The sequence below is a fragment of the Dyella koreensis genome, from assembly GCF_044904565.1.
In the GTDB taxonomy this organism is placed as follows: Bacteria; Pseudomonadota; Gammaproteobacteria; order Xanthomonadales; family Rhodanobacteraceae; genus Dyella_D; species Dyella_D koreensis.
The window spans coordinates 1,305,535-1,332,526 of record NZ_JADIKD010000012.1; the positions used below are offsets into that span (position 1 = coordinate 1,305,535).

Sequence of the window (26,992 nt, forward strand, 5' to 3'; positions counted from 1 at the left end):
GTATTCGATGAATGTTAGTGCGGCCGCAGCAGGCGCAGCGTTTTCTGATGGTCGGCCTCTACCTGCCGCAGCCGAGCGGCCTGCGCCGCCTCGCTCACCCAGCGCCCATGCTGCACCTGCTGACGCAGCAGGGTGTACTCCATATCGATAAAAGGCTGCAGTACCAGACTGTCGGCCGGCGCAAATCCTGCCAGGTCGGGAACACGTGCCAGATTCGCGCGCTCGCGCTCGCCACTGGCTCCACTGCTCTGGCCATAGCCACGCATGAAACCAATCAGCTGACTGCGCAACGGCTCGTCCATCTCATCGCGCACCACCAGTACGCCGGAAGGAATCAGGCTCGAACGCCAGATCACCTTCAACTGCGCCGCCTCCTGCGGAAAATTGCGCCGGAACAGATCCAGATCCGGGTTGTTGCTGCTGGCCACGTCTACCTCGCCATTCACCACCGCCAATGCGTTGTTCTGGTGGTTGCCGACATGCACCGAGGCAAAGAACGTATCGGAATTGAGCCCGCGCGGCGCAAACACCTCCGCCTCCGGCGCGACATACCCCGTCACCGACAGCGGCTCGCCACGCGCATAGCGCCAGCGCCCCGGATGCGCCAGCAACCCTTGCAGATCATGGATGGGACCGTCCGCGCGGACGATCAGATATCCCACATTGCCCTTGGCCCCATCGCTACGAACAAACTGCGCAATCACACTCATGCGTTGCTTCAACACCGCATCGATCGCCAGCTTGCCGGAGAGAAAGGCGATATCCACCCGCTGGTCCCCGATCGCACCAGAGAGGCCGGCATAACTGCTCACCGACACCGTCGTTACCGGATGCCCCAACCGCTTCTCCAGATCAGCGAGCAACGGCCGCCACTGCTCACGCGACTCCGCCGCACTCCCAATCGGCAGAATGCCAAAACGGATCGGCGCCGCCACTGCCTCCGGATTCGTCCCAGCCGCACGCGTGCCGCCCATAGACAGGCAGCAAACCAATGCCAACACCCACCGGCCGAAACCACCCCACGGCCGCTGCCACGACACCATCAAACCCATAGTGATCGCCCCCGACCAGCCCCTGAAACCTGTATAGCCGCGATTGCCTACCGGAGCAATCGCAGCGAGCAAAGACGGTGCTTGCAGTGACTTGCGTTTGCTTTCGCAAGGAAAAGCAGGAGCGGGCAAGTAGATACCTCATCTCGAGCACCCGCCCCTCACCCCAACCCTCTCCCCGGAGGGGAGAGGGAGAAACGCTCTACTAGGCGATGCGAAGCGAGCCCGTAACCGGGTCCCCTGTGGAGCGGTGAGGGTTGGACGATCAGGCCCGCAGGGGAACCGGCATGGATGCCGGTTCCTTTTCGACAGGACAGGGATGTCCTGTCGAAAAGCCCGGCCAACCCTCACGGACCCGTAGGCGAAGCCGGAGGGCGCGCAAGAGGGGTGCCCTCTCTTTTGGTTACTTTTCTCTGGGCAAGCAGAGAAAAGTAACTCGGCTCGCGGCAGCGAGACGAAACCCCGCCGCAGGCGGACCCGGTCGCGACAACGCGAACATCGAAACGACAACGCCACTGGATGACCAGCTTCGCTGTTGTAAAGCGCCTCCGGCCTACGCCGGAATGACGAGGTAGAGATGTCTTCAATCAGAAGTCAGAGGAAAGAAACATCGAGCGGAGCCGGATAACACCTCCCCGCCCGCAACGGCTGATAACAAGCCGCCCCCCGATGAAACGCCTCCCGCCCACTATCGACATGCCATTCCGGCAACCCCGACAGCGGCAATGGCCGTAATTCCAACGGGTCGAGCAACAACTTCCCTTCCTCGATTCCTCGCGCGCATTGCGCCACCAGATCAACCTCTCCACCCGGCGGCACCAAAAACACCACCGCCTTGCCCACCAACAACTTCCCGGCAGTCAACGCATGCTCAAGCAACGCATGCCCGAACACCTGCACACGGATCGAACCATCCAGCCACGCCTCACGGCGGCGCCAGAACAAACCATGCCAGTCGTGCGCATCCCACAGCGCCATCAGCGACGCATCGCTCACGCCGACGATCACGCCAGCCTCATCGAAATGCGTCTGCGCATACTGCGGACGCGAACGTTCGCGCGTACCCATGTGCGCGATCTCCGCCATCTGTCGCGCATTCAGCGCCCGCTTGATCGCCGGGTAGCGCAGCCAGATAAGCGCATTGAACAGGTCATGCCAGTTCGACAAGCGCGTAGCGATCTCGCCACGCTCGGCAATGCGCTGCTCGTAGTGCATGCCGTCCGCAAGCAGCTCCGGCGTCTGCGCTACGAAACGCTCGCGCACGTCGGCTGGAAAGCGCGCGTTGAGCGCGTCGATCGACGGCCACGCATCGCCTTCCAGCAAGTCGGCATAGTCGCGCCACGCGGCCAGCGGCAGCTGGCGGAACACCGACGCATCGACCGAGTCGCGCGCGGGTGCCACGTAGCGCATGGGACGGAACCTCAGCCCGCGAGGCGGGCGTGCAGGTCGTGCTCGTCGGCGGACTCGACCACCACGTCGACGAACTGGCCCGCCTTCAACAGCTGGCCGTTGGCGATATGCACCAGACCGTCGATCTCGGGCGCGTCGGCCGCCGAACGTGCGACCGCGCCTTCGGCGCCAGCCTCGTCCACCAGCACCTTGATGGTGCGGCCGATCTTGCGCTGCAGCTTGGCTGCGGAGATTTCCGCCTGCACGGCCATGAACTGTTCGAGGCGATCTTCCTTCAATTCCTCGGACACCGGATTCGGCAGCTCGTTAGCCTTGGCGCCATCCACCGGCGAATAGGCGAACGCACCGACGCGGTCCAGCTCGGCCTCGCGCAGGAAATCCAGCAACTCCTCGAACTCCGCATCGGTCTCGCCGGGGAAACCGACGATGAAGGTGCTGCGGATGGTGAGATCCGGCACAGCCTTGCGCCAGTTGCGCACGCGCTCGAGCGTCTTGTCGATGTTGCCCGGACGCTTCATCAGCTTGAGGATGCGCGGGCTGGCGTGCTGGAACGGGATGTCGAGGTACGGAAGAATTTTTCCTTCCGCCATCAGCGGCATCACTTCATCCACGTGCGGGTACGGATAGACGTAGTGCAGGCGCGTCCACACACCGAGCTCGGACAGGCCTTCGCACAGCTCGGTCATGCGCGTGCGATAGCTCTTGTCGCGCCACTGGCGCTCGGCGTACTTCATGTCCACGCCGTAGGCACTGGTGTCCTGCGAGATCACAAGCAGCTCTTTCACGCCGCCCTTCACCAGCTTCTCGGCTTCGATCAGCACTTCGTCGACCGGGCGCGACACCAGGTCGCCACGCATCGAGGGAATGATGCAGAAGCTGCAGCGGTGGTTGCAGCCTTCGGAAATCTTCAGATACGCATAGTGCTTGGGCGTCAGCTTGATGCCCGTGTCGGGAATGATGTCCAGCAACGGATTGCGCTTCGGCGGCAGCGCGCTGTGCACCGCGTTCATCACGCTGCTGTAGTCCTGCGGGCCGGTGATGGCCAGCACATCGGGATACGCCTCGCGGATCAGTTCCGAGCGCTTGCCCAGGCAACCGGTAACGATCACCTTGCCGTTTTCGTGCAGCGCCTCGCCGATCGCATCCAGCGATTCCTGCACGGCGGCATCGATGAAGCCACAGGTGTTCACCACCACAGCGTCGGCGGCGTCATAGCGCGGCACGATCTCGTAGCCCTCCACCTTGAGCTGGGTGAGGATACGCTCGGAGTCGACCAGCGCCTTGGGGCAGCCGAGGCTGACGAAACCGATCTTGGGGGACGCCTGGGACATGACAGGGCTACCGTAAACATGCGGGAAACCGTCAATTATACGCCAGCCCGGCCCGCCTGCCCGGCTGGCTAGAATCGCGTTTTGCCGCCCCCGAAAGGATCCCGCCATGGGCCAGACTATCCATCTCAACACCACCCGCATGCAGTGCATCGGCGCCTATCTGGCCCAACCCGCTACGAAACCGAAGGGCGGCATCGTGGTGGTGCAGGAGATTTTCGGCGTCAACGCGCATATCCGCAGCGTCGCGGACCGCCTTGCCGCCGCGGGCTACACCGCCATCGCGCCCAGTTTCTTCGATCATCTGGAGACCGGCGTGGAAATGGATTACGACTCGGCCAGCGCTGCCCGTGGCAAAGCCCTGGTGACGGAGCTGGGGCTGGATCGCGCGCTGGAAGACGTCGCCAGCGCTGCCGAGTCCATCGCATCGTCGGGCAAGATCGGCGTCATCGGTTTCTGCTGGGGTGGCACGGTCGCCATGCTTTCAGCGATGCGTCTGAGCCTGCCGGCGGTGAGCTACTACGGCGCGCGCAATCTGCCCTTCCTCGGCGAAAAGCCCAAGGCACCGGTGATGTTCCACTTCGGCGAGCTGGACAAAAGCATCCCGCCGGAGGCCGTGGCCAAGCACCGCGAGATGCTGCCGCAGATGGAGGTCTTCACCTATCCGGCGGATCACGCCTTCAATCGCGATATCGGTCCGCAGTATCACGAGGCCAGCGCCACGCTGGCGTGGGAGCGCACCATGGCTTTCTTCGACAAACAGCTGGCGGGCGCATGAGAGGCGCCAGTTTCATCCTAGACGCGCGGCTGGAAGCCGACACACGCCGCGTGGCATCGCTGCCCTTGTGCGATGTGCTGCTGATGAACGACGCGCGCTTCCCCTGGCTGATCCTGGTGCCGCATCGTCCCGGCCTGGTCGAAATCGCTGACCTTCCGGAGGAAGCGCAGGCGACGCTATGGCAGGAAGTGAGCCGCGCCGCCGCCGCGCTGCGCGACCACGCTCCCTGCGACAAACTCAATCTCGGCGCGCTGGGGAATATCGTGCGTCAGCTGCACGTGCATGTGGTCGCGCGCCGCGAAGGCGACGCGGCCTGGCCGGGACCGGTGTGGGGCAGCGGCCCCGCCGAAGCTTATGCACCGGATGCGCTGGAAGCCCTGATCGGACGCCTGCGCACCGCGCTCGAAACGCAGGTCTGAGCATCGCGCAAAGAAAAAGCCCGCGATCGACATCGCGGGCTTTTCTTCGTGAGCGGAGCGGATCAGCGCCGCGAAGGATCGTAGCCGCTGTCGCTGGCCGACTTGCCCTTCATCTCGTCGTTCATCTTGACCGGCGCGTGGTAATCCTCGAGATCGCGCGCCTTGGTTTCGATCGCGTTGATCTTCTTCAGCGTGCCGCCGTCGTCGTAATAAACGACAAAGCCGTAGTCGAGCTGCATGCGCGCCATGAATTCCAGGTGCTGCTTGCGGATCTTCGACTCATCGCTGCGCATCAGCAGCACGGTCTTGGGCAGCTTGCCCTGATCCTTGAGGTAGGCGAAATGGCTGCCGGTATCGAGCGCGGAGAGCACGGCGCCGTCAACCACGAACTGGCCGCTCTTGTACGCCTGCACCGTGGCGTCGAATTTGCCCTGCATCTGCTCGGTCTTGATGGCCTCGCCCTTGGTGTCGCCGCGATGGCAACCGGCCAGCACCAGCATGCTGCCCAGGAGGATGGCGGCAGCGGTGCGGCTCAGCAGCGTGGATAAACGAATCATGTGTATCTCCGACATTCGATCAATGAGAACAACGTAAGGAGTGTAGCGCCGCGCGCCTGCGCCGCATCGCATCCGGACGGCAGCCATTCAGCTGCAACGCACTCGCCCGTGATACGCGGACACAGGAACCTGCGCCGGCTCAGGTGCGCGGCAGCGTCACGCCCTGCTGGCCCTGGTATTTGCCGCCGCGGTCGCGATAGCTGGTCTCGCATTCCTCGTCAGATTCGAGGAACAGCATCTGCGCCACGCCCTCGTTCGCGTAAATCTTTGCGGGCAGCGGCGTGGTGTTGGAGAACTCCAGCGTTACATGGCCTTCCCACTCCGGCTCCAGCGGCGTCACGTTGACGATGATGCCGCAGCGCGCATACGTGCTCTTGCCCAGGCAGATGGTCAGCACCTTGCGCGGAATACGGAAGTACTCGACGGTGCGCGCCAGCGCGAACGAGTTGGGCGGAATGATGCAGACGTCCGCTTCCACGTCGACAAAGCTGGTCGGATCGAACGCCTTGGGGTCGACAATCGTGGAGTTGATGTTGGTGAAGATCTTGAACTCACGCGCGCAACGCACGTCGTAGCCGTAGCTGGAGGTACCGTAGGAAACCAGCTTGTTGCCATCCCGCATTTTCACCTGGCCCGGCTCGAACGGCTCGATCATGCCCTGCTGCTCGGCCATGCGCCGGATCCACTTGTCGGATTTGATGCTCACTCGGGCTCCCGTTACGTTCGTGGGTGCGTCAGCGCCAGGCGCTGGGCACAAGATGCGGAAAAATAACGGATCGGCCGGTACCCCGCCAGTCGAGGCCATTGGCGTCTCCCTGCGCTTTTCATAAGGCCGCCTCAAGCATCGAAGGGTAAGCCCATGAAGGCACGGCATATTTGGACAGTGCTTTCCGTCAGGCGCGGCCGGCTTCCAGGGCGGCCAGTTCATGCAATGCCTGCAACAGGCGGCTCAGCGCATCCCCGACCCGCGCCACCTGCTCCGGCTGCTCCAGCAAGGATTCGACTGTACTTCCGGCCCCGGGGAGCGGCACTTCGGCCGCTGCGCCGTCCAGCACCTGCGCCGACATGGTCTGCAGTACTTCGCGCAACGCTGCCTGCGCGTGATGCGAGCCGCGGCCCGATGCATTCCACTGCGCCACCGGCTTGCCTGGAAATTCCAGGCTGCCGACCAGCCAGTCGAGCAGATTCTTGAAAGGGCCGGGAATGCCGTGCGCGTATTCCGGACAAGCCACGATCAGCGCGTCACACGCGCCAACTGCATGGCGCAGGGCAGCCACCGTAGAGGGCAACGGCTCCACATCGTGATCGGGATTGAACAGCGGCAGCGCACCCATGCCGTCGTACAGCAACAGCTCGAGCGCTTCCGGCGCCAGGCTGCGAGCTGCATGTAGCAACGCCGTATTGCCCGACACGCCGCGCAGGCTGCCGGAAAGACAAAGCACGCGAAATCGCGCGCCAGCCGTCATGCCGACGGCGCGCCCTGCACCACGATCTTGCCCAGCCCCAGCGACTTGTTGCGCGGCTGGCGAGCCAGATGCCCGGCCGTATTGCGCGCGATCTCGCGATAGCGCGCGGCAAGATCGGAATCGGGCATCGCCACCACCGTGGGCGTGCCACTGTCCGCCTGTTCGCGGATGCGGATATCCAGCGGCAGCGAGCCAAGGTAGGCCACGTGATACTGCTCGGCCATGCGCGCGCCACCGCCCTCGCCAAAGATGTGCTCCTCGTGCCCGCAGTTCGAACACACGTGCGTGGCCATGTTCTCCACCACGCCCAGTACCGGCACTTCGACCTTCTCGAACATCTTGAGCGCCTTGCGCGCGTCGAGCAGGGCGATGTCCTGCGGCGTGGTGACGATCACCGCGCCAGCTACCGGCACTTTCTGCGACAGCGTGAGCTGGATGTCGCCGGTGCCCGGCGGCAGATCCATGATCAGGTAGTCGAGCTGCTCCCAGCGACTGTCGTTGAGCAGCTGCATCATGGCCTGGGTGACCATCGGGCCGCGCCAGATCATTGGCGTTTCCTCGTCCACCAGGAAACCGATCGACATCGCCTGTAAACCGTGCGCCTGCATTGGCGTGATGGATTTGCCGTCCGGCGACTCCGGCTTGCCGCTGATGCCGAGCATGCGGGGCTGGCTCGGGCCATAGATGTCCGCGTCCAGCACACCCACCTTGGCGCCTTCCGCCGCCAGCGCCAGCGCCAGGTTGGCCGACACCGTGGACTTGCCCACGCCGCCTTTGCCCGAAGCCACCACAATGATGTTCTTCACGTTGGGCAGCGGCGCCAGCGTGCCCTGCACCTTATGCGCGTAAATGCGCGTGGTGATCGACACCGCGGCGGCTTCGATCGCCGGATCCGCTTCCAGCGCCTGTTTCACCTGCGCCGTCAATGCCGCGATGGCGCCGCCGGCCGGGTAGCCCAGCTGCAGATCCACCGACACGCGCGCGCCATCCACACCGACCGCGCGCAGGCTTTCTGCCACCGGGGCGCCGGTATGGGTGTCGATCAGCTCGCCGAGAATGCGGCGGACCAGGGCTTCGCTTGCTTGCGTCATGGGATCGGGCGTCGGGAGAAGAGGCTTTGCATTATGCCAGTCCGCCGACTTTCCCGGCCCCGTAAGGGCTTGCGCGTTGCAGCTTGACGCCCTGCCGCGCGCTCGTCAGGCTCCGTCCATACTGTTTCGTACGGGAGGGTTACATGAAGCCACTGATTCGCCTCGCTGTCGCCACCGGCCTGCTGCTCGGCGCCGGCGCCGCCTTTGCCGCCAGCAACTCGCCGGTCGGCACCTGGAAGACCATCGACGACAAGACCCACCAGCCCAAATCCATCGTGCAGATCACCGAAGTCAACGGCGAGCTGCAGGGCAAGGTGCTGCAGGTGCTGCAGTCCGACGAAGGCCCGCACCCGACCTGCAAGGAGTGCGACGGCGAACGCAAGGACAAGCCGGTGGAAGGCATGGTCATCATGTGGGGCGTAAAGCCCGACGGTGACGAATGGGACGGCGGCAAGATCCTCGACCCCAAGAACGGCAAGACCTACAAGGTCAAGCTCAAGACCATCGAGAATGGCACCAAGCTGGACGTGCACGGTTACATCGGCTTCTCGCTGCTCGGCCGCAGCCAGGTGTGGGTACGCCAGGAATAAAGCCTCGCGCCAGCACCAGCCGGATCAGGACGCGGGCCATCGGCCCGCGTTTTTTATGTGCGCCCTATTCGTCCGCGGCGTCGGCGCGATGCACCGTTACGCCGCGCGTGGTGTAGGCCGTGCGCGTGGCTTTATCCACGTCATGCTCCACCACCAGATGCTGCACTTCGGCCAGTTCCGCCACGCGATGCGTTGCTATCGTGCCCAGCTTGTCGCTGGTGACCACCACGGCGGTTTCGCCGCTGGCCTCCACCATGGCGCGCTTGAACAGCACCTCTTCGCTATCGAAACCCCATAGGCCGCCCTCCACATCCACCGCACAGGCGCCGGGAAAGCAAAGATCCGCACGGATCCGCTGCAACTCCTTCACCGCCTGCGCACCGACCGCGCCACCGATACGCGGATCGACGCGGCCGCCGACCAGCAGGATCTCGAAACCTTCGCGATCCATCAGCGCCAGCGCAACATCCGGTGCATTGGTGACCACAGTCAGACCGAAACGCTCGGGCAGCGCCGCGGCGATCGCCGTGTTGGTCGAGCCCGCATCGATCATCAGGATCTGCCCCTGCCGCACCAGCGTGACGGCCTTGCGCGCCAGCGCCTGCTTGCGGCCGGTGTGCTCAACGCGCCGCTGCTTCAATGGCGACACGGCCACCGGCAAAGGCAAAGCGCCGCCATAAACACGCTTGCACAATCCCTGCGCTGCCAGTTCGCGCAGATCACGACGAATGGAGTCTTCGGAAACCTCAAACTCCGCCGCCAACTCCACCGCCACCACACGGCCGTGGCTGCGCAGGCGTTGCAGGATCCATTGCTGCCGCTCCTGCGGCATCGCTTCGCCCAACGGAATCGGCGCCGCCGCGCGCGACTTGCTCATGCCGGCACCTCCGCAGAAACCAGTCCGTGCGAAGCCAGCCACGCGCGCAAGCCTTCCGGCCCACGGAACCACCACGCACGCATACCCTGCGCCTCGGCGGCATCGACATTGCGTTTCGCGTCATCGATGTAAAGCGCGCGCGCCGGATCGATCGCATAGCGCTCGAACAGCCGCTGATAGATACGCGGGTCCGGCTTGATCAGGCGCTCCTCACCGGAGACCACGATGCCCTCGAACCAATGCAGGAAATCGAAAAGCTCCAGCGCACGCGGAAAGGTCTCGTGCGACCAGTTCGTCAACGCATACAGGCGCACGCCACGCGCCTTCAGTTCGGCAAGCAGATCGACCGTTTCCTGGATCACACCGCCCAGCATGTCTTCCCAGCGCTGCCGGTAAGCCACGATAAGTGTGGCCTGCGCTGGATGCTCGGCACTGAGGCTGGCAATCGCTTCATGCCAGGGTCGCCCGGCATCCTGCTGCTCATTCCACGTGCCGGTACAGACCTCCGAAAGAAAGCGTTCCATCGCCGCCTCATCATCGAACAGCTGGCGATAGAGATGGCGCGGATTCCAGTCGATCAGCACGCCGCCGAGGTCGAACACCACTGTATCAATCATCTTGTCAGTCCCGTTCATCGCCGCACGATCCGTGCGGACGCCGCCACCATCAGCAACAACCCCGCCACCGCCACCATCGCCACCGGCAGGCTGCTGAGCTTGGAAATAAAGCCGATCAGCGCGGGCCCGCTAAGCAGCCCCGCATAACCGAGCGTAGTCACCGCGGCGATCGAAATTGCCGGCGACGTTCCCGGCAGGCGACCGGCGGCGCTGAACATCACCGGCACGATATTCGAAGCGCCCAGTCCGATCAGCACGAAACCGCACAAGGAAATGGGCGACCACGACACACTCGCCGCCAACACAAATCCCAGCGCAGCCAAACCCGCACCCGCGCGCACCGCCCACACCGGACCAAGCTGCTGGACCAGACGATCGCCAGTCAGGCGACCGAGCGCCATCGCAATCGAGAAACAGGCATAGCCGATACCGGCCGAACTCGGCTCGAAACCGCGGAAGTCGCGCAGAAACACCGCGCTCCAATCCAGCATCGAACCCTCGGCCATGAAACTCACAAAACACAACAAACCCAGCAACAACACCACACCACGCGGCATGCGAAACGGCGCATGCCCCGCCGCCGCGTCATCCACCTCAGGCAACAAACCGCCGCGCAAATACCAGACCAGTGCAGCAAGCAACACCGACACCGTCAATGCCGCCACCGGCAATGGCAAACCCAGCGCAAGCAGCGCACTCATGCCCGCCGCACCCGTCAAACCGCCCACACTGAACAGCCCATGGAAGCCCGACATCAACACACGCCCATCGCGCCGCTCCACCTCCACCGCATGCGCATTCATGGCGACATCCACCGCACCCAGCATCACACCGAAATACAGCAACGCCACCGTAAGCACCGCCGCATTGGGTGCTAGCGCCAATACCGGCAACGCCAGACACAACAACAACCCCGACGCCACAATCACCCGGCGATTGCCAAAGCGATGACTCAACCACCCCACAAACGGCATCGAAACCATCGACCCGCCACCAAACGCCAGCAAGATCAGCCCCAACTGCGCATCGTCCAGCCCAAGCCGCGCCTTGGCATACGGCACCATCGGCGCCCACGCCGCCATCCCGATACCCGACACCAGAAAGATCAAACGCGTGGCACGAATCGCCGCCACCACAGATTCACGACTTGAGATCGCCGGTTCGCTTGTCACTCTCATTGCTCAGGCCTTGCACGGAAACTATGCATAAATGTAAACAATCATGCATAAACATGCAAAAGCAAATGCACGCGGCCTGGTGGGCAACTGACAAAAGCACCTCTAAAGAAACGGCAAACCGAGCACCCACCCCTCACCCCAACCCTCTCCCCAGAGGGGAGAGGGAGCAATTGCTCTAAAAGGCGATGCGTCAGCGAGCCCGTAACGGGTCCCCTGTGGAGCGGCGGTGAGGGTTGGACGATCAGGCCCCGAAGGGGGCATCGACAGGACGTCGATGCCTTTTCGACACGACAGGGACGTCGTGTCGAAAAGCCCGGCCAACCCTCACGGACCCGCAGGCGAAGCCGGAGGGCGCGCAAGAGGGGTGCCCTCTCTTTTGGTTACTTTTCTCTGGGCAAGCAGAGAAAAGTAACTCGGCTCGCGGCAGCGAGACGAAACCCCGCCGCAGGCGAACCAGTAAGCGACAACGCGACAACCGAGCGACAACGCCACTGGATGACCAGCTTCGCTGTTGTAAAGCGCCTCCGGCCTACGCCGGAATGACGAGATAGAAGCGTGTTCGTGAAGCAAAAAACCGCCCCAGACACCCATGCCATAATGCCCAACTCACAAATCACCCAAACAACCATGTCCCGCCGACTCCTCGTTACCAACGCCCTGCCCTACGCCAACGGCCCGCTGCACCTCGGCCACTTGCTGGGCTACATCCAGGCCGACATCTGGGTGCGGGCGCAGCGCATGCAGGGCAACGAGACCTTCTATGTCTGCGCCGACGACGCGCATGGCACACCGATCATGCTGGCGGCGGAAAAGGCCGGACTGGCACCCGAGGCCTATATCGACGGCATCCGCGTCGGACACGAGGCGGATTTCGCCGCGTTCGGCGTGGCCTTCGATCACTACCACTCCACGCATTCGGAAGAAAACCGCGCGCTCGCCTCATTGATCTATACGCGCCTGCGCGACGGCGGCTACATCGCGCGCCGCGACATCCAGCAGCTGTTCGATCCTGAAAAGGAAATGTTCCTGCCGGACCGCTACATCAAAGGCGTCTGCCCCAACTGCGGCACCCCGGATCAGTACGGCGACAACTGCGAGAACTGCGGCGCGACCTACGCGCCCACCGATCTGATCAATCCGTACTCGGTGATGTCCGGCGCCACGCCAGTGCTGCGCGATTCCGAGCACTACTTCTTCGAGCTGGGCAAGTTCGAGCAGCTCCTGCGCGACTGGTTCGCCGGCAAGCTCACCGGCGGTGCGCCGGTGGCCAACAGCGGCGTGGTGGCCAAGCTGCGCGAGTGGCTGGATGGCGGCCTGAAGGACTGGGACATCTCGCGCGACGCGCCGTATTTCGGCTTCCCCATTCCCGATGCGCCGGGCAAGTTCTTCTATGTGTGGCTGGACGCGCCAGTGGGTTACCTCGCCAGCTTCAAGGCGCTGTGCGACAAGACCGGCATCCGCTTCGAAGATTTCCTGGCACCGGACAACCAGGCCGAAATGCACCACTTCATCGGCAAGGACATCATCAATTTCCATGGCCTGTTCTGGCCGGCGATGTTGCACGGCGCGAACTTCCGCACGCCGACGGCCTTGCACGTCAACGGCTACCTGACGGTGAACGGCGCGAAGATGTCCAAGTCGCGCGGCACCTTCATCCAGGCCCGCACCTATCTGGACGCCGGACTGCATCCGGAATTCCTGCGCTATTACTTCGCCACCATGCTCAGCGACACGCCGGTGGACGTGGACCTCGACCTCAAGTCGTTCGAGGAACGCGTCAACTCGCACCTGATCGGCAAGTGGGTGAACATCGCCAGCCGCACCGCGGGCTTCGTGCAGAAATTCTTCGACGGCCGCCTCGCACCGGCTTTCGGCAAGGAAGAAGCCGAACTGTGGCGCGTGCTGGTCTCGCACTACGGCGACGTGCCCGCGCTGTATCGCGACGGTGAATTCGCCGAGGTCATGCGCAAGTTCGTTCTGATGGCGGATCTGGTGAACGGCCATATCGCCGCCAAGGCGCCGTGGGCGATCGCCAAGGACAGCACTCGCCGCGAGGAACTGCACCAGGTCTGTTCGTTCGCGCTAGCCGCGTTCCGCCTGCTCGCCGGCGTGCTCAAGCCAGTGTTGCCGGCCACGGTGATCGCCGCGGAGCAATTCCTCGCAGCGCCGATCACCGGCTTCGAGGACGCCCGCGCCGAACTGCATAACCACACCGTCAATGCGTTTGAGCCGCTGCTCACCCGCATCGACCCCAAGCACATCGAAGCGATGGTCGAGGCGTCGAAGGAATCGCTCGGCACTCCCGCCGCCGAAACCAAACCCGCCCCCGCCAAGAAACCGAAGGAACCCAGCAAGACCATGAGCGAGACCAGCAACACGGCCGTCGACGGCGCCGCCATCATCGGTATCGATGATTTCGTCAAGCTCGACCTGCGTATCGGCAAGGTCACCGTCTGCGAGTTCGTGGACGGCTCCGACAAACTGCTGCGCTTCGAACTCGATGCGGGTCCGCTCGGCACGCGCCAGATCTTCTCCGGCATCCGCGCCGCCTATGGCGAACCGGACAAGCTGATCGGCCGCAACGTCGTATTCATCGCCAATCTCGCGCCACGCAAAATGCGCTTCGGTCTTTCCGAAGGCATGATTCTTTCCGCCGGCGACGGTGGCAGCGATCTGTTCCTGCTGGATGCGGACCAGGGGGCCAAGCCGGGCGCCACGGTTCGCTGAAGCCAGCTCGCCGCGCCACGGAGTTATGAGCACGCTCGCTGATCGGATCGATACCCTGCTGCCGCAGACGCAGTGCGAACAGTGCGGCTATCACGGCTGCCGCCCTTACGCGGAGGCGATCGCGCGCGGCGACGCGGAGATCAACCAGTGCCCGCCCGGAGGTTCGGCGGGCATCGCCAAGCTGGCCGTACTACTCGGCCGCGATCCGCTGCCGCTGAATACCGAGCACGGCGTAGAAAAACCGCGCACGCTGGCACGCATCATCGAAGCCGATTGCATCGGTTGCACCAAGTGCATCCAGGTCTGTCCAGTGGATGCGATTGTAGGTTCGGCCAAGTTGATGCACACCGTCATTAGCGACGACTGCACCGGCTGCGAACTGTGCGTGCCGGCCTGCCCGGTGGACTGCATCGTGCTGGAACCGATGCCTCTCGCCCAGGTCGAGGACATGGCGCACGCCGATGCTTCGCGTCGACACTTTCAGCGCCGCGAGGCACGGCTTGCGCGCGAGCACGCGCGACGCGAAGAAGAACTAGCGGCACGCAAGGCGCAGGTCGGCGCGGCGGTCAGCGAGAATCCCGTGCTGGCCGCATTGGCCCGCGCCAAAGCAAAGCAACAGGAATCCAAGCCGTGAAGCGAGCCGATGTCGTCGAGCTGTTTTCCCGCCTGCGCGAAATCGACCCGCACCCCACCACGGAACTGGACTACTCCACGCCGTTCGAACTGCTGGTTGCCGTTGTGCTCTCGGCGCAGGCGACCGATGTCAGCGTCAACAAGGCCACCAAGAAACTCTTTCCCGTCGCCAATACACCGCAGGCCATCCTGGATCTTGGCGAAGAGAGATTGAAGGGCTACATCAGCACCATCGGCCTGTTCAATGGCAAGGCCAAGAACGTGATCGCGCTATCCCGCATCCTGGTCGAGCAATACGACAGCGAAGTGCCGCGTACGCGCGAGGCGCTGGAGGCGCTGCCGGGCGTGGGCCGCAAGACGGCCAACGTGGTGCTCAACACGGCGTTCGGACACCCGACCATTGCGGTGGATACCCATATCTTCCGCGTCTCCAACCGCACCGGCCTCGCTCCCGGCAAAGACGTGCGCGCGGTGGAAGACAAGCTGGAGAAAGTCGTACCGGCCGAGTTCAAGCAGGACGCCCATCACTGGCTGATCCTGCATGGACGCTATGTGTGCAAGGCGCGCAAGCCTGAGTGCCCGCAATGTGTGATCCGCGATTTGTGTCGTTACAAGGACAAGACTGTCGTCGACTGACGACCGGGGGTATCCGCTGTAGGAGCGCACCCTGTGCGCGAAAGCCCTGCGCGGCAGGGCCGCTGTTGGAAATAGACACAATCCCTGTGAACGGTGCTTTCTCTCGTCACTACTAAGAGCTAGAGCGGCCCTGCTAACGCAGGGCTTTCGCGCACAGGGTGCGCTCCTACGGGTTGCGTTTCCCAAACGCTGAAAAGCAAAACGGCGGGCATAGCCCGCCGTTTTTCCGTCCATGGGTAGAACTCCCTTCCGATAACCGTGAAACCGGGGATCAGTAGGACAGCATGCCCCAGAAGCCGATTTCGTTGGTCTTGTACTGGAACGCCTTGATCGGGCCTTCCAGCTTGTCGTACTTCCACGCGAACGCCAGGCGCAGGTTCTTCAGCACGTCGTAGGAGACGCCGGCGTTGTAGTAGGTGTCCTTCAGCTTGTTCTGCGGACCGGTGAGGCCCCAGTACTTGTAGTCCACGCGGTCGTAGCGAGCGAACACAGCCCACTGCGGCATGAAGGTCCAGTCGCCGAACAGCGAGTAGCCGTTGGCCTTGTCGCGCACTGCGGCCGGACCCGGCAGCGGACCGGCGATCTTCAGCACGTCGTCCCAGTTCTTCGCGGTGAAGTACTCGGCACCCACGCCGAAGGTCTTGTCGCGGTAAGCGACCAACGCGTCGCCGCGGGTAGCGTTCTGGGTCGGCGCGCCGTTCTGCACCTTGTTGCCGCGCTTGCCGTCGTAACCGCCGACGGCGATGACCATCTGCTCGATCGGCGAGTAGCCGAAGCGGCCTTCGAAGTCGATGCCGTTGGAACGTGACGGGTTCTTGTAGCCGCGACCGGTGACGGCCGACAGCTGGTAGTTGATGGAGTTGTCGCCGGTGGTGGCACCCAGCGCATGGATACCCCAGTCGGACGAGTTGCCAAACGAACCCATGCCCTGCGCAGCGGTACCCGCCGTGCCACGGCCGCCGTCGATCGAGCGGTCGGTGATGGTGTTCTCGAGGAAGCGGTAGCCGTACCACTTCTCGACGAACGGAATCCACGGCATGTCAGCCGCACCGAAGCGCACGGCGAAGAGCGGATCGAACGTGCCCTGCACGTAGGCCTTCTTCACGAACAGGCTGGTCTGGCCCAGCGTCGACTGATAGTTGAAGTCGGTGGTCAGGTTGGCCGACCACACGTCATCGAACTTGTGGTCGACGACCAGGTAGAAGCGCTTGACGTCGAAGCCGGTGCCATTGGTCCAGCCATGGCCGTCCTTCTTCGCGTAGCCGCCGACCTTGCCGGCTTCCTTATGATTGACGTCCGTCATGTCGAAGAACATGGTGGCGCCGATCTTGGTGTTGTTGACCAGCTTGTCGTACGTGGCGACCTTCTTGTCGGCCACAGCCTGTGCCTTCTGCACGGCTTCAACGTTCTGGCCGGTGCTGACATTGATGTCAGACTGCGCATCCGTGCGCTCCTCCAACGAAGCCACCTTGGCCTGCAGCTCGGCGAGCTGGGCCTTCAGCAACTCGATCTCGGCGTTCTTGGACGCCGACGAATCCTGGTTGGTGGTCGTCTGCTTATGGGTCGTCTTCGCCTTCGTCGCCGGCTCGGCGGCAACGTGGAAGCTGGCTACGCCCAAACCGGCAGCAATCGCCACCGCGAGCAACTTGGAACGCATGGATGTTCTCCGCATGTTGGTAGGAATCACCTGGACCGCCCCCTAAATCAGTCTGGCGCCCAGTAGGAACGGGTCGCAGAATGCGGTCGCCTGTTTACGATTCCGTGCTGTTTGCATGACAAAATGAAGACAGTCGTACTAACAACTGCAACATTCGCCCCGTCCGGCCCTACCCCCGAACTCACGCGTATGGCCGCTTGCAAGGCCCATTCGTGTTCCCTGGGAACGCAGAGCGGCTGATATGCTTCCCTGATGGAGAATCTCAGCAACAGCATGGCCAGCCGCATGGCCGAGCGTTTTCGCGGCTTTCTGCCGGTGGTCGTGGATGTGGAAACCGGCGGTTTCGATGCCGAGCGCGACGCCCTGCTGGAAATCGCCGCCGTCACCCTGGACATGGATGCCGAGGGCTATCTGCGCCCCCGGCCGGCCGTAGCGGCCCATGTCGAGCCCTTCCCCGGCGCCAATATCGATCCGCGCGCCTTGGAGATCACCGGCATCGACCCGGACAATCCGCTGCGCGGCGCCCTCAACGAACGCCTGGCGCTGGACCACGTATTCAAAGCGGTGCGCGAGTCGATGCGCGACAACGATTGCCAGCGCGCCATCCTGGTCGGCCACAACGCGGCGTTCGACCTGGGCTTCGTCAATGCGGCCGTGCGCCGGGTCGGGCACAAGCGCAACCCGTTCCACCCTTTCAGCTGCTTCGACACGGCCACGCTGGGCGGGTTGGCCTATGGGCAGACCGTGCTCAGCAAGTCGGTGCAGGCGGCCGGGCACGTGTTCGACACGCGCGAGGCGCACTCCGCTATTTATGATGCCGAGCGCACCGCCGAGCTGTTCTGCACCATCGTCAATCGCTGGCGCCGGCTGGAGACGTTCGAGCGCGAGCACATCGGGCTGGATGTGCTCTAAAGAGGCAGATGGCGTGGGCAGCGGCCGCTTCCCGCAAAATACCGGCGGTTGCGCCACATCTGCGGCCGCCTCGTCATTAATGCCGCAAGCTTGCGGCAAGCCTACATATTCTCCCCGCCGTCGTGCGTCGGCACCCCGGGTTCCATGACAAGTTCGTTCGAATTGTCATCTGTCTGAAACATTCAACTCATTTCATTGCAACACGGCGCGCATGAAATAGGGACGGGCGGGAATCCCCCGAAACCCTTATCGCTAAGGAGCAACCGTGTTGACCTCAACCAAATCCCTGTCTCGCATCGGCACGACCGCTGTGTTCGCCGCGGCGTCGCTGTTCGGCATGTCGGCCCACGCTACTGACATCACTGGCGCCGGTTCGAGCTTCGTCTATCCGGTGCTCTCGAAGTGGTCCGCCGCTTATGCCGAGAAGACCGGCAACAAGCTCAACTACCAGTCGGTGGGTTCGGGCGCCGGCGTGGCGCAGATCAAGGAAGGCACCATCGACTTCGGCGCCACCGACGCGCCGCTGAAGGCCGAAGACCTCGAAAAGTTCGGCCTGGGCCAGTTCCCGGTCGTGGTCGGCGGCATCGTGCCGGTGGTCAACATCAACGGTATCGACGCCGGCAAGCTGAAGCTCGACGGCACCACGCTGGCCGACATCTTCCTCGGCAAGATCACCAACTGGAACGACCCCAAGATCGCCGCGCTGAATGCGGGCCTGGCCCTGCCGGCCGGCAAGATCACCGTGGTGCATCGCTCGGACGGCTCGGGCACCTCGTTCAACTTCACCAACTTCCTGTCCAAGGTGAACAAGGACTGGGCCGACAAGGTCAAGTTCGGCACCGCCGTGGAATGGCCGACCGGCGTGGGCGGCAAGGGCAATGAAGGCGTGTCGCAGTACGTGAAGCAGATCAAGGGTTCGATCGGCTACGTCGAATACGCCTATGCCGTGAAGAACAAGATCAGCTGGGTGGACCTGAAGAACGCCGCCGGCAACTTCGTGTCGCCGAGCGCCGAAGCCTTCGCCGCTGCCGCCGCTACCGCGGACTGGACCAGCGCCAAGGACTTCAACGTGATCATGACCAATGCGCCGGGCGCGCAGGCATGGCCGATCACGGCGACCACCTGGGTGGTGATGTACAAGAAGCCGAAGAACGCCGAGCACACCAAGGTGGCTTTCGACTTCTTCAAGTGGGCGCTCGAGAACGGCCAGCAGCAGGCGGCCTCGCTCGACTACGTCGCCCTGCCGGACACCCTGGTCAAGAAGATCGAGGCGTACTGGGGCTCCGAGTACAAGCACTAAGGACACTACCGCGGCCGCTCTCGTCGAGGGCGGCCGCCTCCAGCACGGAGGCTGGGGTATGACCCGGGCCGCCCCTCTTCGCAGGATGGGCGGCTTGTTGCTGAAAGGCGTTTCGTACGCCCGACCACCGACCGGACAGGCCCTCGCGCCGGCCGGATCCGCTGACACCTGAGGGATCGAATCACATGCAAGCGAACGAGGCTGCCGTGGCGCCCGCCATCGCCCAGGAACAACGCGCCCATCGCGACGCGCGCGACGACCGCATGTTCAGCTGGTTGCTGATGGGTTGCGCACTGCTGGTGCTGGTCTGCCTGGTCGGCGCCGCCGGCGCTACGCTGTGGGGCGGCCGCGAGGCCTTCAGCACGTTCGGCTGGGGCTTCCTCACCAGCTCCGAGTGGAACCCGACCGACGACGTCTACGGCGCCCTGGTGCCCGTCTTCGGCACCATCATCACGTCATTCATTGCGTTGCTGATCGCCGTACCGGTGAGCTTCGGCATCGCGCTGTATCTGTCGGAAGTCGCGCCGCCGTGGCTGCGCACACCGGTAGCCTCGGCCATCGAACTGCTGGCCGGCATTCCGTCGATCATCTACGGCATGTGGGGCCTGTTCGTCTTCGTGCCGTTCTTCTCCGACCACATCAAGCCCCTGCTGATCCGCTACCTCGGCCGGGAAGCGGGCGACACGCCTGGTTCGGAACACGTCTCCTGGATCGCCCAGCACCTGCCCTTCATGGGCAAGCTGTTCAACAGCGAGAATCTTTTCGGCGGCAGCGTGCTCACCGCAGGCATCGTGCTCGCGGTGATGATCATTCCGTTCATCTCCTCGGTGATGCGCGAGGTGTTCCAGACCGTGCCGACCCGCCTCAAGGAGTCGGCTTATGCGCTGGGCTCCAGCACGTGGGAGGTCGCCTGGGACATCGTGTTGCCGTATACGCGCACGGCGGTGATCGGCGGCATCTTCCTGGGCCTGGGCCGCGCGCTAGGCGAGACCATGGCGGTGACTTTCATCATCGGCAACAAGATGAAACTGTCGCCCTCGCTGCTCGATCCGGGCGCGTCCATTGCATCGACCATCGCCAACCAGTTCGGTGAGGCGGCGGGCTTGCAGAAGTCCTCGCTGATGGCGCTGGCCTTCCTGCTGTTCGTGGTGACCTTCATCGTGCTGTTGATCGCGCGCCTGATGCTGCGCCGCCTGGCCCAGAAGGAAGGCCGCTGATGAGCAACCACGCACTCTATCTGCGCCGCCGCATCACCAACGCGATCGCGCTCGGCCTCAGTACCTTCGCGACGCTGATCGGCCTCGCCTTCCTGGCCTGGATCCTGTGGGAAACCCTGCGCCAGGGCATCTCCGCGATCAACATCAATCTGTTCACCAAGATCACTGCCTATGGCGAAGATGGCGGCCTGCTCAATGCCATGGTCGGCAGCCTGGTGATCAACTTCATCGGCATCGCCATCGCCACGCCGATCGGCGTGCTGGCCGGCACCTGGCTGGCCGAGTACGCCAACCGCACCAAGCTGGGCGAAACGATCCGCTTCCTCAACGACATCCTGTTGTCGGCACCCTCGATCGTGCTCGGCATGTTCGTCTACACCATCGTGGTGCTGCCGACCAAGACGCTTACCGACGGCTCCACGACGTACTCGGGCCTCGCCGGCGGTGTGGCGCTGGCCTTGATCGCCCTGCCGGTGATCGTGCGCACCACGGATGAAATGCTCCGCCTGGTGCCCTCCACGCTGCGCGAAGCCGCGCTGTCGCTGGGCGTGCCGCAGTGGAAGCTGACCATGCAGGTGCTGATGCGCTCGGCGCGCTCGGGCATCATCACCGGCATTCTGCTTGCGCTCGCGCGCATCAGCGGCGAAACCGCGCCGCTGCTGTTCACCGCGTTCGGCAATCTCTATACGACCGTCAATCCGATGGACAAGATGGCCAGCTTGCCCCAGGTCATCTACGAATACGCCAACCAGGCCGGCGACGGCATCCATGCGCTCGCCTGGGCCGGCGCTTTCATCATCACCATGTTCGTGCTGATGCTGAGTCTGCTCGCCCGCCTGATCCTTTCTCGCAACAAGGTGTCCCATGACTGAGTCCGCCGCCGCAGGCATCCATCCCCAGGCCACGGCCGCGCCCACCCCGCTGGCGCCGACCAAGATCCAGGTGCGCGACCTGCACTTCTACTACAACGGGTTCCATGCGCTGAAAGGCATCAACATGGATATCCCGGAGAAGAAGGTCACCGCGATCATCGGCCCTTCCGGCTGCGGCAAATCCACCCTGCTGCGCATCTTCAACCGCATCTACGCGATCTACCCGAAGCTGGAAGCCAAGGGCGAAATCATCCTGGACGAGGAGAACATCCTCGACACGCGCTACTCGATGAACAAGTTGCGCAGCAAGGTCGGCATGGTGTTCCAGAAGCCGGTGCCGTTCCCGATGACCATCTTCGAGAACGTGGCCTATGGCATCCGCCACCACGAGCGCCTGTCGCGAGCCGACATGGATATCCGCGTGGAGCAGGCGCTGCGCAGCGCCGCTCTGTGGGACGAGGTGAAGGACAAGCTCAAGCAGAATGCACTCGGTCTTTCCGGCGGCCAGCAGCAGCGCCTGTGCATCGCGCGCGGCATCGCGCTGAAGCCCGAAGTGCTGCTGCTCGACGAGCCGACCTCGGCGCTGGACCCGATCGCCACCAGCCGCATCGAGCAGCTGGTGGAAGAGCTGAAAAGCGAGTACACCATCGTCATCGTCACCCATAACATGCAGCAGGCGGCGCGCTGTTCCGACCTCACTGCCTTCATGTACCTGGGCGAGCTGATCGAGTTCGACCGTACCGAGCAGATCTTCACCAAGCCGAGCAAGAAGCAGACCGAGGATTACATTACGGGTCGCTTCGGCTGATCAGACACCCCCTCTCCGGCGAGAGAGGGCTGGAGTGAGAGGTGTCCCGCGGCACCCTCCCTACTCAACATGCGAGAACGCACATGAGCGGCAGCAGCAAGGAACACATCATCAAGAGCTACGACGACGAGCTGGCGCGTCTCACCGGCGAAATCGTCCGCATGGGCGAACTGGCTGTGAGTCAGCTGGAGGCCGCCATCGACGTGGTGGAACGCCGCGACGAGCGCGCCGCGCAGCGCGTGGTCGCCAACGACGACGCCATCGACCTGCTGGAACAGGAAATCAGCCACGACGTAGTGCGCCTGCTCGCCCTGCGCGCGCCGATCGCCAGCGACCTGCGCAATGTGTTCGCCGCGCTGCGCATCGCCGCCGACATCGAGCGTATCGGCGACTACGCCGCCAACGTGGCCAAACGCTCCATCCCGCTGTCGATGGTGGCACCGATCGCGCCGACCAACGGCCTGGGTTATCTGGCCGAGCTGGCCGCCAGCGAAGTGCGCGAAGTGCTGCTCGCCTATCGCGACCGCGATGCCGAACGCGCCTACCAGGTGTGGAAGGACGATGCCGACCTGGACGAAGCCTATACCGGCTACTTCCGTCAGCTGCTCACCTACATGATGGAAGACCCGCGCAACATCACGCCATGCACGCATCTGCTGTTCATGGCCAAGAACATCGAGCGCATCGGCGATCACGCCACCAACATCGCCGAGAACATCTGGTTCCAGGTGCATGGCGAACCGCTGAACACCCAGCGCGCCAAGCGCGACTTCACCTCCAGCCCGGAGATGACCAAGCTGGGCACCAAGCCCGAATAAAGATATGGCCGCCCATCCACCATGGATGGGCGGCCTTTCGATTCAATGCGCGCCGCTGGTGAGCTTCAGGCCGATGATGCCGGTGAGCACCAGTGCAACACAGATCAGGCGCGCCGGCGATGCCGAATCGCCGAACAGCACGATGCCGAGAATCACCGCGCCCAGCGCGCCGATGCCGGTCCAGATCGCATAAGCCGTTCCGATCGGCAGTGTTTTCACGGCCATCGCGAGCAACACGATGCTCACGATCATCGCCGACACCGTGCCTACGGTCGGCCACAGGCGCGAAAAGCCGTCGGTGTATTTCAGGCCAATGGCCCAGCCGATCTCGAACAGGCCAGCGAGTACCAAGTAGATCCAGGGCATGACAAAACTCCTTGGAGCCGGTCGACGCTTGCTACCTGGAATGCGGACGGCTCTCGATTGAAGAGCAGGGCCGTCCCCGCGAACGCGATACGTATCCAGGTCGTCCCGGTACGCCGGCAGTAGATGCCGGAGCGTCCATTCTACCCAAGCGGAACGCCCCAAGCCTGACCCGCTATTCAGGAGCCGATCTTGCGCTCCACATCGCGCAGCTCACGGCGTACGCGAGCACTGTTGGCCATGCCGTAGATGCCGATGATCAACCAGGCCACCTGCATCACAAAGGCCGATGTGTTGAAGCTGCCGAACAGCAGCGACAACATCACGCCGACCGCGCCGAGCACATTCATCAATTGATAGACCAGCCCATTGCCGTGCAGCTTGCGCGCCTGCAACAGCAGGAACGCCAGCAGCACCAGCACTACGCCGATATACCCGGCCCAGTCATGCCATAGAAAACTCATCGCTTGCCACTCCTCTGCCGCAGCGCCTCGAACAGTACGACACCCGTCGCCACCGAAACGTTCAGGCTCTCCATCGCGCCGGGCATGGGAATCTTGGCGACGAAATCGCAGGTCTCGCGCGTGAGGCGGCGCATGCCCTCCCCTTCGCTGCCGAGCACCAGCGCCACCGGCCCTTTCAGGTCGACGCTATAGATTGACGTCTCGGTATCGCCCGCCAGGCCAGTGATCCACACCCCCGCATCCTTCAGGGTGCGCAGCGCGCGCGCCAGATTGGTGGCCGCGACCAGCGGCACGCGATCCGCACCGCCCGCCGACGCGCGCCGCACCACGGGGGTCAGCCCCACCGCGCGATCCTTGGGCACGATCACCGCCGTCACCTTGGCCGCCGCCGCACTGCGCAGGCAGGCGCCAAGATTGTGGGGATCGGTGACGCCGTCGAGCACCAGCACCAGCGCATCGGCGCCGGCCTTTTCCAGCAGGTCCGGCAGATCGTTCTCGCCGGCCATGGGTGGCGCTTCGTAACGCGCCACCACACCCTGATGCCGTGCCTCGCCGGCGATCTTTTCCAACTGCTCGCGCGGACGGTGATGCACTGGAATCTTCAGCGCCTTCGCGCGTTCGGCCAGTTCATGCACGCGCGCGTTGCGCTGGCCGTTTTCGACCAGCAGCTCGCGCACGCGCTCTGCATCATTGCTCAATGCGCCTTCGACCGGGTTGATCCCGACGATCCAACTCTCGCTCATCGCTTGCCTTTCGGTTTGGCGGGCCGTGCCGTTTTGCTCGGCTTGGCTGCCTTGTTTTTATTCGCCGCGGCCTTGGGCGATGCTTTGGGCCTTGCCTTGCTGGCCGCCTTCGCTTCGCGGAATGGCCGCGCCTCCGGACGCGCATTATCGCGCGGCGCGGCACCCGCCGTCGCCTTGCGGCCAGCCGGCAGGGAATAGCGCTCGCCCGCATTGGCATAGTCGTAAGCGCGCGCGGCGCGCGGCGGTGGCACGGAGGCTTCGCCCTTCGACACCAGGCGGAAATCGATCTTGCGATCCTCCAGGCTCGCGCGCAGCACCTGCACGCGCACGTGATCGCCGAGACGGAACTGCGCGCCCGAGCGCTCACCCTTCAACAAATGGCGGATCGGATCGAAGTGGTAGTAGTCGTTGGACAACTGGCTGATATGCACCAGCCCGGACACCTTCGACTCCTCCAGCTCCACGAACAGGCCGAACGAGGTGACTCCGGTTACCGTGCCGTCAAACTCGCTACCCACATGCTTGGACATCCAGGCGCACTTGAAGCGCTCGTCCACATCGCGCTCGGCTTCCTCGGCACGGCGCTCGCGCTGCGAGCAATGAATCGCCATGGCCGCCATCTGTGCCGGTGTATAGGCGTAGTCGGCAGGCTTGCTGCCGGTCAACGCATAGCGGATCGCGCGATGTACCAATAGATCGGGATAGCGGCGGATCGGCGAGGTGAAGTGCGCATAGGCCTCCAGCGCCAGACCGAAGTGGCCGCGATTCTCCGGCTGATACGCCGCCATGCTCTGCGCGCGCAACAACACGGACTGGATCAACTCCTTCTCGGGACGATCCTTGACCATGCGCAGTACATCGGCGAAATCGCCCGGCGTCACCTCGCTTACCGGCGGCATGCGCAGCTTGAACTCGCGCAGGAACTGCTGCAGGTCCTCGTACTTCTCTTCCGGCGGCGGCTCATGCGCGCGATACAGAGCAGGAATCTTGCGCTTCTCAAGGTACAGCGCCGCCTGCACATTGGCGGCGATCATGCATTCCTCGATCAGCTTGTGCGCGTCGTTGCGCTCGGTAGCGCCCATGGCCACCACGTCGCCGGTGTTGTCGAGACGGAATTTCACTTCCGGCGTTTCGAAATCGATGGCGCCACGCCGTTTGCGCTGCGCCGCCATCAATTGATACAGACCATGCAGATGCTCGATCTGCGGCAGCACATCGGCCAGCTCGTGGCGCGCATCCGCGTCCCTCAGGCCGATGGCCTGCCACACGCGGTCATAGGTGAGCCGCGCATGCGAATACATCACGGCTTCATAGAACTTGGATTTGACGACCTCGCCTTCCGGGCTGACCTGCATGTCGCAGACCATACACAGGCGTTCCACCTTGGGGTTCAACGAGCAAATGCCGTTGGACAGCGTCTCCGGCAGCATCGGCACTACAAAGCCAGGGAAGTAGGTGGAGGTGCTGCGCTCATATGCTTCGCGATCCAGCGCGCTGCCGATCTGCACGTAATGCGACACATCGGCAATCGCCACCACCAGGCGATAACCGCCGCCGCGGCGCGGCTCGGCATACACCGCATCGTCGAAGTCGCGCGCATCGGCACCGTCGATGGTCACCAGCGGCAACTTGCGTAGATCCACCCTGCCCTCGCGTTCGAGGGCGGTGACCTGCGGCTCGATCTCTTCCGCCTCGCGCTCCACCTCGACCGGCCATTCATGCGGCAAGTCGTGACTGGCGATCGCCATCTCCACCAAGAGCGAAGGCTGCAGGCGTTCGCCGAGCACGGCACGGATCGCACCCATCGGTCCACGATGCGGCGTGGGCGGATCGGTAATTTCAGCCACCACGATCTGGCCGCTGCGCGCGCCCATCTCCTTGCCAGGGGCGATCATGATGTCCTGATGCAGGCGGCGGTCGTCCGGCGCCACCAGGGTCACGCCGTTCTCCACCACCACGCGGCCGACCAGGCGCGGCGAGCGCCGCTGCAGCACTTCGACAATCGCGCCCTGCTTGCGCCCGCGCCGATCCATGCCCACCACGCTCGCCAGCACGCGGTCGCCGTGCAACACCGCGCGCATCTGCTGCGGCGACAGGTAAAGATCCTCGCCACCGTCGTCCGGGCGCAGGAAGCCATAGCCCTCGGCATTGGCCAGGACCAGGCCCGGAATCAGATCGAGCTTGTTGGACGGCGCATAGCCGCCACGGCGGCCAAGCAGCAGCTGACCATCGCGCACCATTGCGCCCAGGCGCTTGCGCAGGGCATTGAGTTCGTATTCGTCATGCAGTTGCATCGCCTCGGCGATGCGCGCCTCGGTCAGCAATTCGCCGCGCTCGGTGAGCAGCGCAAGAATCGCCTCGCGGCTGGGAATGGGGCGCTCGTAGCGCTGGGCTTCGCGCTCGGCGTGGGGGTCCTGCGTTTTCGGCGCCTTGGACGCCTTGGAAGTTTTCGGCGACTTGAGCGCCGGCAAGGCCGGCAGCT

Annotated in this window: 27 protein-coding genes; 12 read left to right on the forward strand and 15 right to left on the reverse strand. The window is 63.7% G+C overall.

What is annotated here, in order from left to right; all coding sequences use genetic code 11:
- Positions 1–14: 14 nt before the first annotated feature.
- The 3 genes from phnD to rimO all read right to left on the reverse strand — a co-directional run bounded on the left by phnD (position 15) and on the right by rimO (position 3,790).
- Positions 15–1,052, reverse strand: a complete 1,038-nt coding sequence (gene phnD / locus ISS97_RS20940; protein WP_379984239.1) for a phosphate/phosphite/phosphonate ABC transporter substrate-binding protein — start codon at positions 1,050–1,052, stop codon at positions 15–17.
- Between the two features lie 591 nt (positions 1,053–1,643).
- Positions 1,644–2,459, reverse strand: a complete 816-nt coding sequence (locus ISS97_RS20945) for a DUF3025 domain-containing protein (protein WP_379984238.1) — start codon at positions 2,457–2,459, stop codon at positions 1,644–1,646.
- Between the two features lie 11 nt (positions 2,460–2,470).
- A complete protein-coding gene (gene rimO, locus ISS97_RS20950; protein ID WP_379984237.1) occupies positions 2,471–3,790 on the reverse strand; it encodes a 30S ribosomal protein S12 methylthiotransferase RimO in 1,320 nt (439 codons plus the stop codon).
- 106 nt (positions 3,791–3,896) lie between these two features.
- Between rimO and ISS97_RS20955 the strand changes: the two genes are divergently transcribed.
- On the forward strand, positions 3,897–4,565 hold the full coding sequence (locus ISS97_RS20955; protein WP_379984236.1) for a dienelactone hydrolase family protein: 669 nt from the start codon (positions 3,897–3,899) through the stop codon (positions 4,563–4,565).
- Complete coding sequence (locus tag ISS97_RS20960) at positions 4,562–4,984, forward strand: HIT domain-containing protein (protein ID WP_379984235.1); 423 nt, start codon at positions 4,562–4,564, stop codon at positions 4,982–4,984. Before ISS97_RS20955 ends, ISS97_RS20960 begins: the two co-directional genes overlap by 4 nt.
- A gap of 62 nt (positions 4,985–5,046) precedes the next feature.
- Here the strand turns inward: ISS97_RS20960 and ISS97_RS20965 are convergent, their stop codons facing one another.
- The 4 genes from ISS97_RS20965 to apbC all read right to left on the reverse strand — a co-directional run bounded on the left by ISS97_RS20965 (position 5,047) and on the right by apbC (position 8,098).
- Positions 5,047–5,541: a hypothetical protein gene (locus ISS97_RS20965; protein WP_379984234.1), complete on the reverse strand. Its 495-nt coding sequence runs from the start codon at positions 5,539–5,541 to the stop codon at positions 5,047–5,049.
- Positions 5,542–5,680: 139 nt separating this feature from the next.
- Positions 5,681–6,247 (reverse strand): dCTP deaminase, encoded by a 567-nt coding sequence (gene dcd / locus ISS97_RS20970; protein ID WP_379984233.1) that lies wholly within the window; start codon positions 6,245–6,247, stop codon positions 5,681–5,683.
- Between the two features lie 187 nt (positions 6,248–6,434).
- Entirely contained in the window at positions 6,435–7,007 is a 573-nt protein-coding gene (locus tag ISS97_RS20975; RefSeq protein ID WP_379984232.1) for an NADPH-dependent FMN reductase, read from the reverse strand.
- Positions 7,004–8,098, reverse strand: coding sequence for an iron-sulfur cluster carrier protein ApbC (gene apbC, locus ISS97_RS20980; RefSeq protein ID WP_379984231.1), 1,095 nt, complete (start codon positions 8,096–8,098; stop codon positions 7,004–7,006). Before apbC ends, ISS97_RS20975 begins: the two co-directional genes overlap by 4 nt.
- Positions 8,099–8,241: 143 nt before the next feature.
- Between apbC and ISS97_RS20985 the strand changes: the two genes are divergently transcribed.
- Positions 8,242–8,688, forward strand: a complete 447-nt coding sequence (locus ISS97_RS20985; RefSeq protein ID WP_379984230.1) for a DUF2147 domain-containing protein — start codon at positions 8,242–8,244, stop codon at positions 8,686–8,688.
- A gap of 64 nt (positions 8,689–8,752) precedes the next feature.
- Here ISS97_RS20985 and ISS97_RS20990 read toward each other — a convergent pair whose 3' ends face one another.
- Genes ISS97_RS20990 through ISS97_RS21000 form a run of 3 tightly spaced genes read right to left on the reverse strand, consistent with a single transcriptional unit; the run spans position 8,753 to position 11,360 of the window.
- Positions 8,753–9,565, reverse strand: coding sequence for a DeoR/GlpR family DNA-binding transcription regulator (locus ISS97_RS20990; protein WP_379984229.1), 813 nt, complete (start codon positions 9,563–9,565; stop codon positions 8,753–8,755).
- Positions 9,562–10,182 (reverse strand): HAD family hydrolase, encoded by a 621-nt coding sequence (locus ISS97_RS20995; protein WP_379984228.1) that lies wholly within the window; start codon positions 10,180–10,182, stop codon positions 9,562–9,564. Before ISS97_RS20995 ends, ISS97_RS20990 begins: the two co-directional genes overlap by 4 nt.
- A gap of 14 nt (positions 10,183–10,196) precedes the next feature.
- Positions 10,197–11,360: an MFS transporter gene (locus tag ISS97_RS21000; protein WP_379984227.1), complete on the reverse strand. Its 1,164-nt coding sequence runs from the start codon at positions 11,358–11,360 to the stop codon at positions 10,197–10,199.
- 627 nt (positions 11,361–11,987) lie between these two features.
- Between ISS97_RS21000 and metG the strand changes: the two genes are divergently transcribed.
- Genes metG through nth form a run of 3 tightly spaced genes read left to right on the forward strand, consistent with a single transcriptional unit; the run spans position 11,988 to position 15,356 of the window.
- Positions 11,988–14,087, forward strand: coding sequence for a methionine--tRNA ligase (metG, locus tag ISS97_RS21005; RefSeq protein ID WP_379984226.1), 2,100 nt, complete (start codon positions 11,988–11,990; stop codon positions 14,085–14,087).
- Between the two features lie 25 nt (positions 14,088–14,112).
- On the forward strand, positions 14,113–14,721 hold the full coding sequence (locus ISS97_RS21010; protein WP_379984225.1) for an RnfABCDGE type electron transport complex subunit B: 609 nt from the start codon (positions 14,113–14,115) through the stop codon (positions 14,719–14,721).
- Positions 14,718–15,356, forward strand: a complete 639-nt coding sequence (gene nth, locus ISS97_RS21015; RefSeq protein WP_379984224.1) for an endonuclease III — start codon at positions 14,718–14,720, stop codon at positions 15,354–15,356. The genes ISS97_RS21010 and nth overlap by 4 nt, the downstream gene beginning before the upstream one ends.
- Before the next feature lie 271 nt (positions 15,357–15,627).
- Here nth and ISS97_RS21020 read toward each other — a convergent pair whose 3' ends face one another.
- The gene (locus tag ISS97_RS21020; RefSeq protein ID WP_379984223.1) at positions 15,628–17,013 is read right to left on the reverse strand and encodes a carbohydrate porin; all 1,386 of its coding nucleotides are present in this window, start codon (positions 17,011–17,013) and stop codon (positions 15,628–15,630) included.
- A gap of 252 nt (positions 17,014–17,265) precedes the next feature.
- Between ISS97_RS21020 and rnt the strand changes: the two genes are divergently transcribed.
- The 6 genes from rnt (at position 17,266) to phoU (ending at position 22,940) form a co-directional block, all read left to right on the forward strand.
- Complete coding sequence (gene rnt, locus ISS97_RS21025; RefSeq protein WP_379984222.1) at positions 17,266–17,925, forward strand: ribonuclease T; 660 nt, start codon at positions 17,266–17,268, stop codon at positions 17,923–17,925.
- Between the two features lie 265 nt (positions 17,926–18,190).
- Entirely contained in the window at positions 18,191–19,225 is a 1,035-nt protein-coding gene (gene pstS, locus ISS97_RS21030) for a phosphate ABC transporter substrate-binding protein PstS (RefSeq protein WP_379984221.1), read from the forward strand.
- Between the two features lie 185 nt (positions 19,226–19,410).
- Positions 19,411–20,442, forward strand: coding sequence for a phosphate ABC transporter permease subunit PstC (gene pstC / locus ISS97_RS21035; RefSeq protein WP_379984220.1), 1,032 nt, complete (start codon positions 19,411–19,413; stop codon positions 20,440–20,442).
- Complete coding sequence (gene pstA, locus ISS97_RS21040; RefSeq protein WP_379984219.1) at positions 20,442–21,314, forward strand: phosphate ABC transporter permease PstA; 873 nt, start codon at positions 20,442–20,444, stop codon at positions 21,312–21,314. Before pstC ends, pstA begins: the two co-directional genes overlap by 1 nt.
- The gene (gene pstB, locus ISS97_RS21045; protein WP_379984218.1) at positions 21,307–22,122 is read left to right on the forward strand and encodes a phosphate ABC transporter ATP-binding protein PstB; all 816 of its coding nucleotides are present in this window, start codon (positions 21,307–21,309) and stop codon (positions 22,120–22,122) included. Before pstA ends, pstB begins: the two co-directional genes overlap by 8 nt.
- An 83-nt stretch (positions 22,123–22,205) precedes the next feature.
- On the forward strand, positions 22,206–22,940 hold the full coding sequence (gene phoU / locus ISS97_RS21050) for a phosphate signaling complex protein PhoU (protein WP_379984217.1): 735 nt from the start codon (positions 22,206–22,208) through the stop codon (positions 22,938–22,940).
- Between the two features lie 42 nt (positions 22,941–22,982).
- Here phoU and sugE read toward each other — a convergent pair whose 3' ends face one another.
- The 4 genes from sugE to rnr form a co-directional block, all read right to left on the reverse strand.
- Entirely contained in the window at positions 22,983–23,306 is a 324-nt protein-coding gene (sugE, locus tag ISS97_RS21055; RefSeq protein ID WP_090450463.1) for a quaternary ammonium compound efflux SMR transporter SugE, read from the reverse strand.
- 176 nt (positions 23,307–23,482) lie between these two features.
- On the reverse strand, positions 23,483–23,767 hold the full coding sequence (locus tag ISS97_RS21060; protein ID WP_379984216.1) for a CBU_0592 family membrane protein: 285 nt from the start codon (positions 23,765–23,767) through the stop codon (positions 23,483–23,485).
- The gene (gene rlmB / locus ISS97_RS21065; RefSeq protein WP_379984215.1) at positions 23,764–24,510 is read right to left on the reverse strand and encodes a 23S rRNA (guanosine(2251)-2'-O)-methyltransferase RlmB; all 747 of its coding nucleotides are present in this window, start codon (positions 24,508–24,510) and stop codon (positions 23,764–23,766) included. The genes ISS97_RS21060 and rlmB overlap by 4 nt, the downstream gene beginning before the upstream one ends.
- Positions 24,507–26,981: a ribonuclease R gene (rnr, locus tag ISS97_RS21070; RefSeq protein ID WP_379984668.1), complete on the reverse strand. Its 2,475-nt coding sequence runs from the start codon at positions 26,979–26,981 to the stop codon at positions 24,507–24,509. Before rnr ends, rlmB begins: the two co-directional genes overlap by 4 nt.
- Positions 26,982–26,992: the final 11 nt, after the last annotated feature.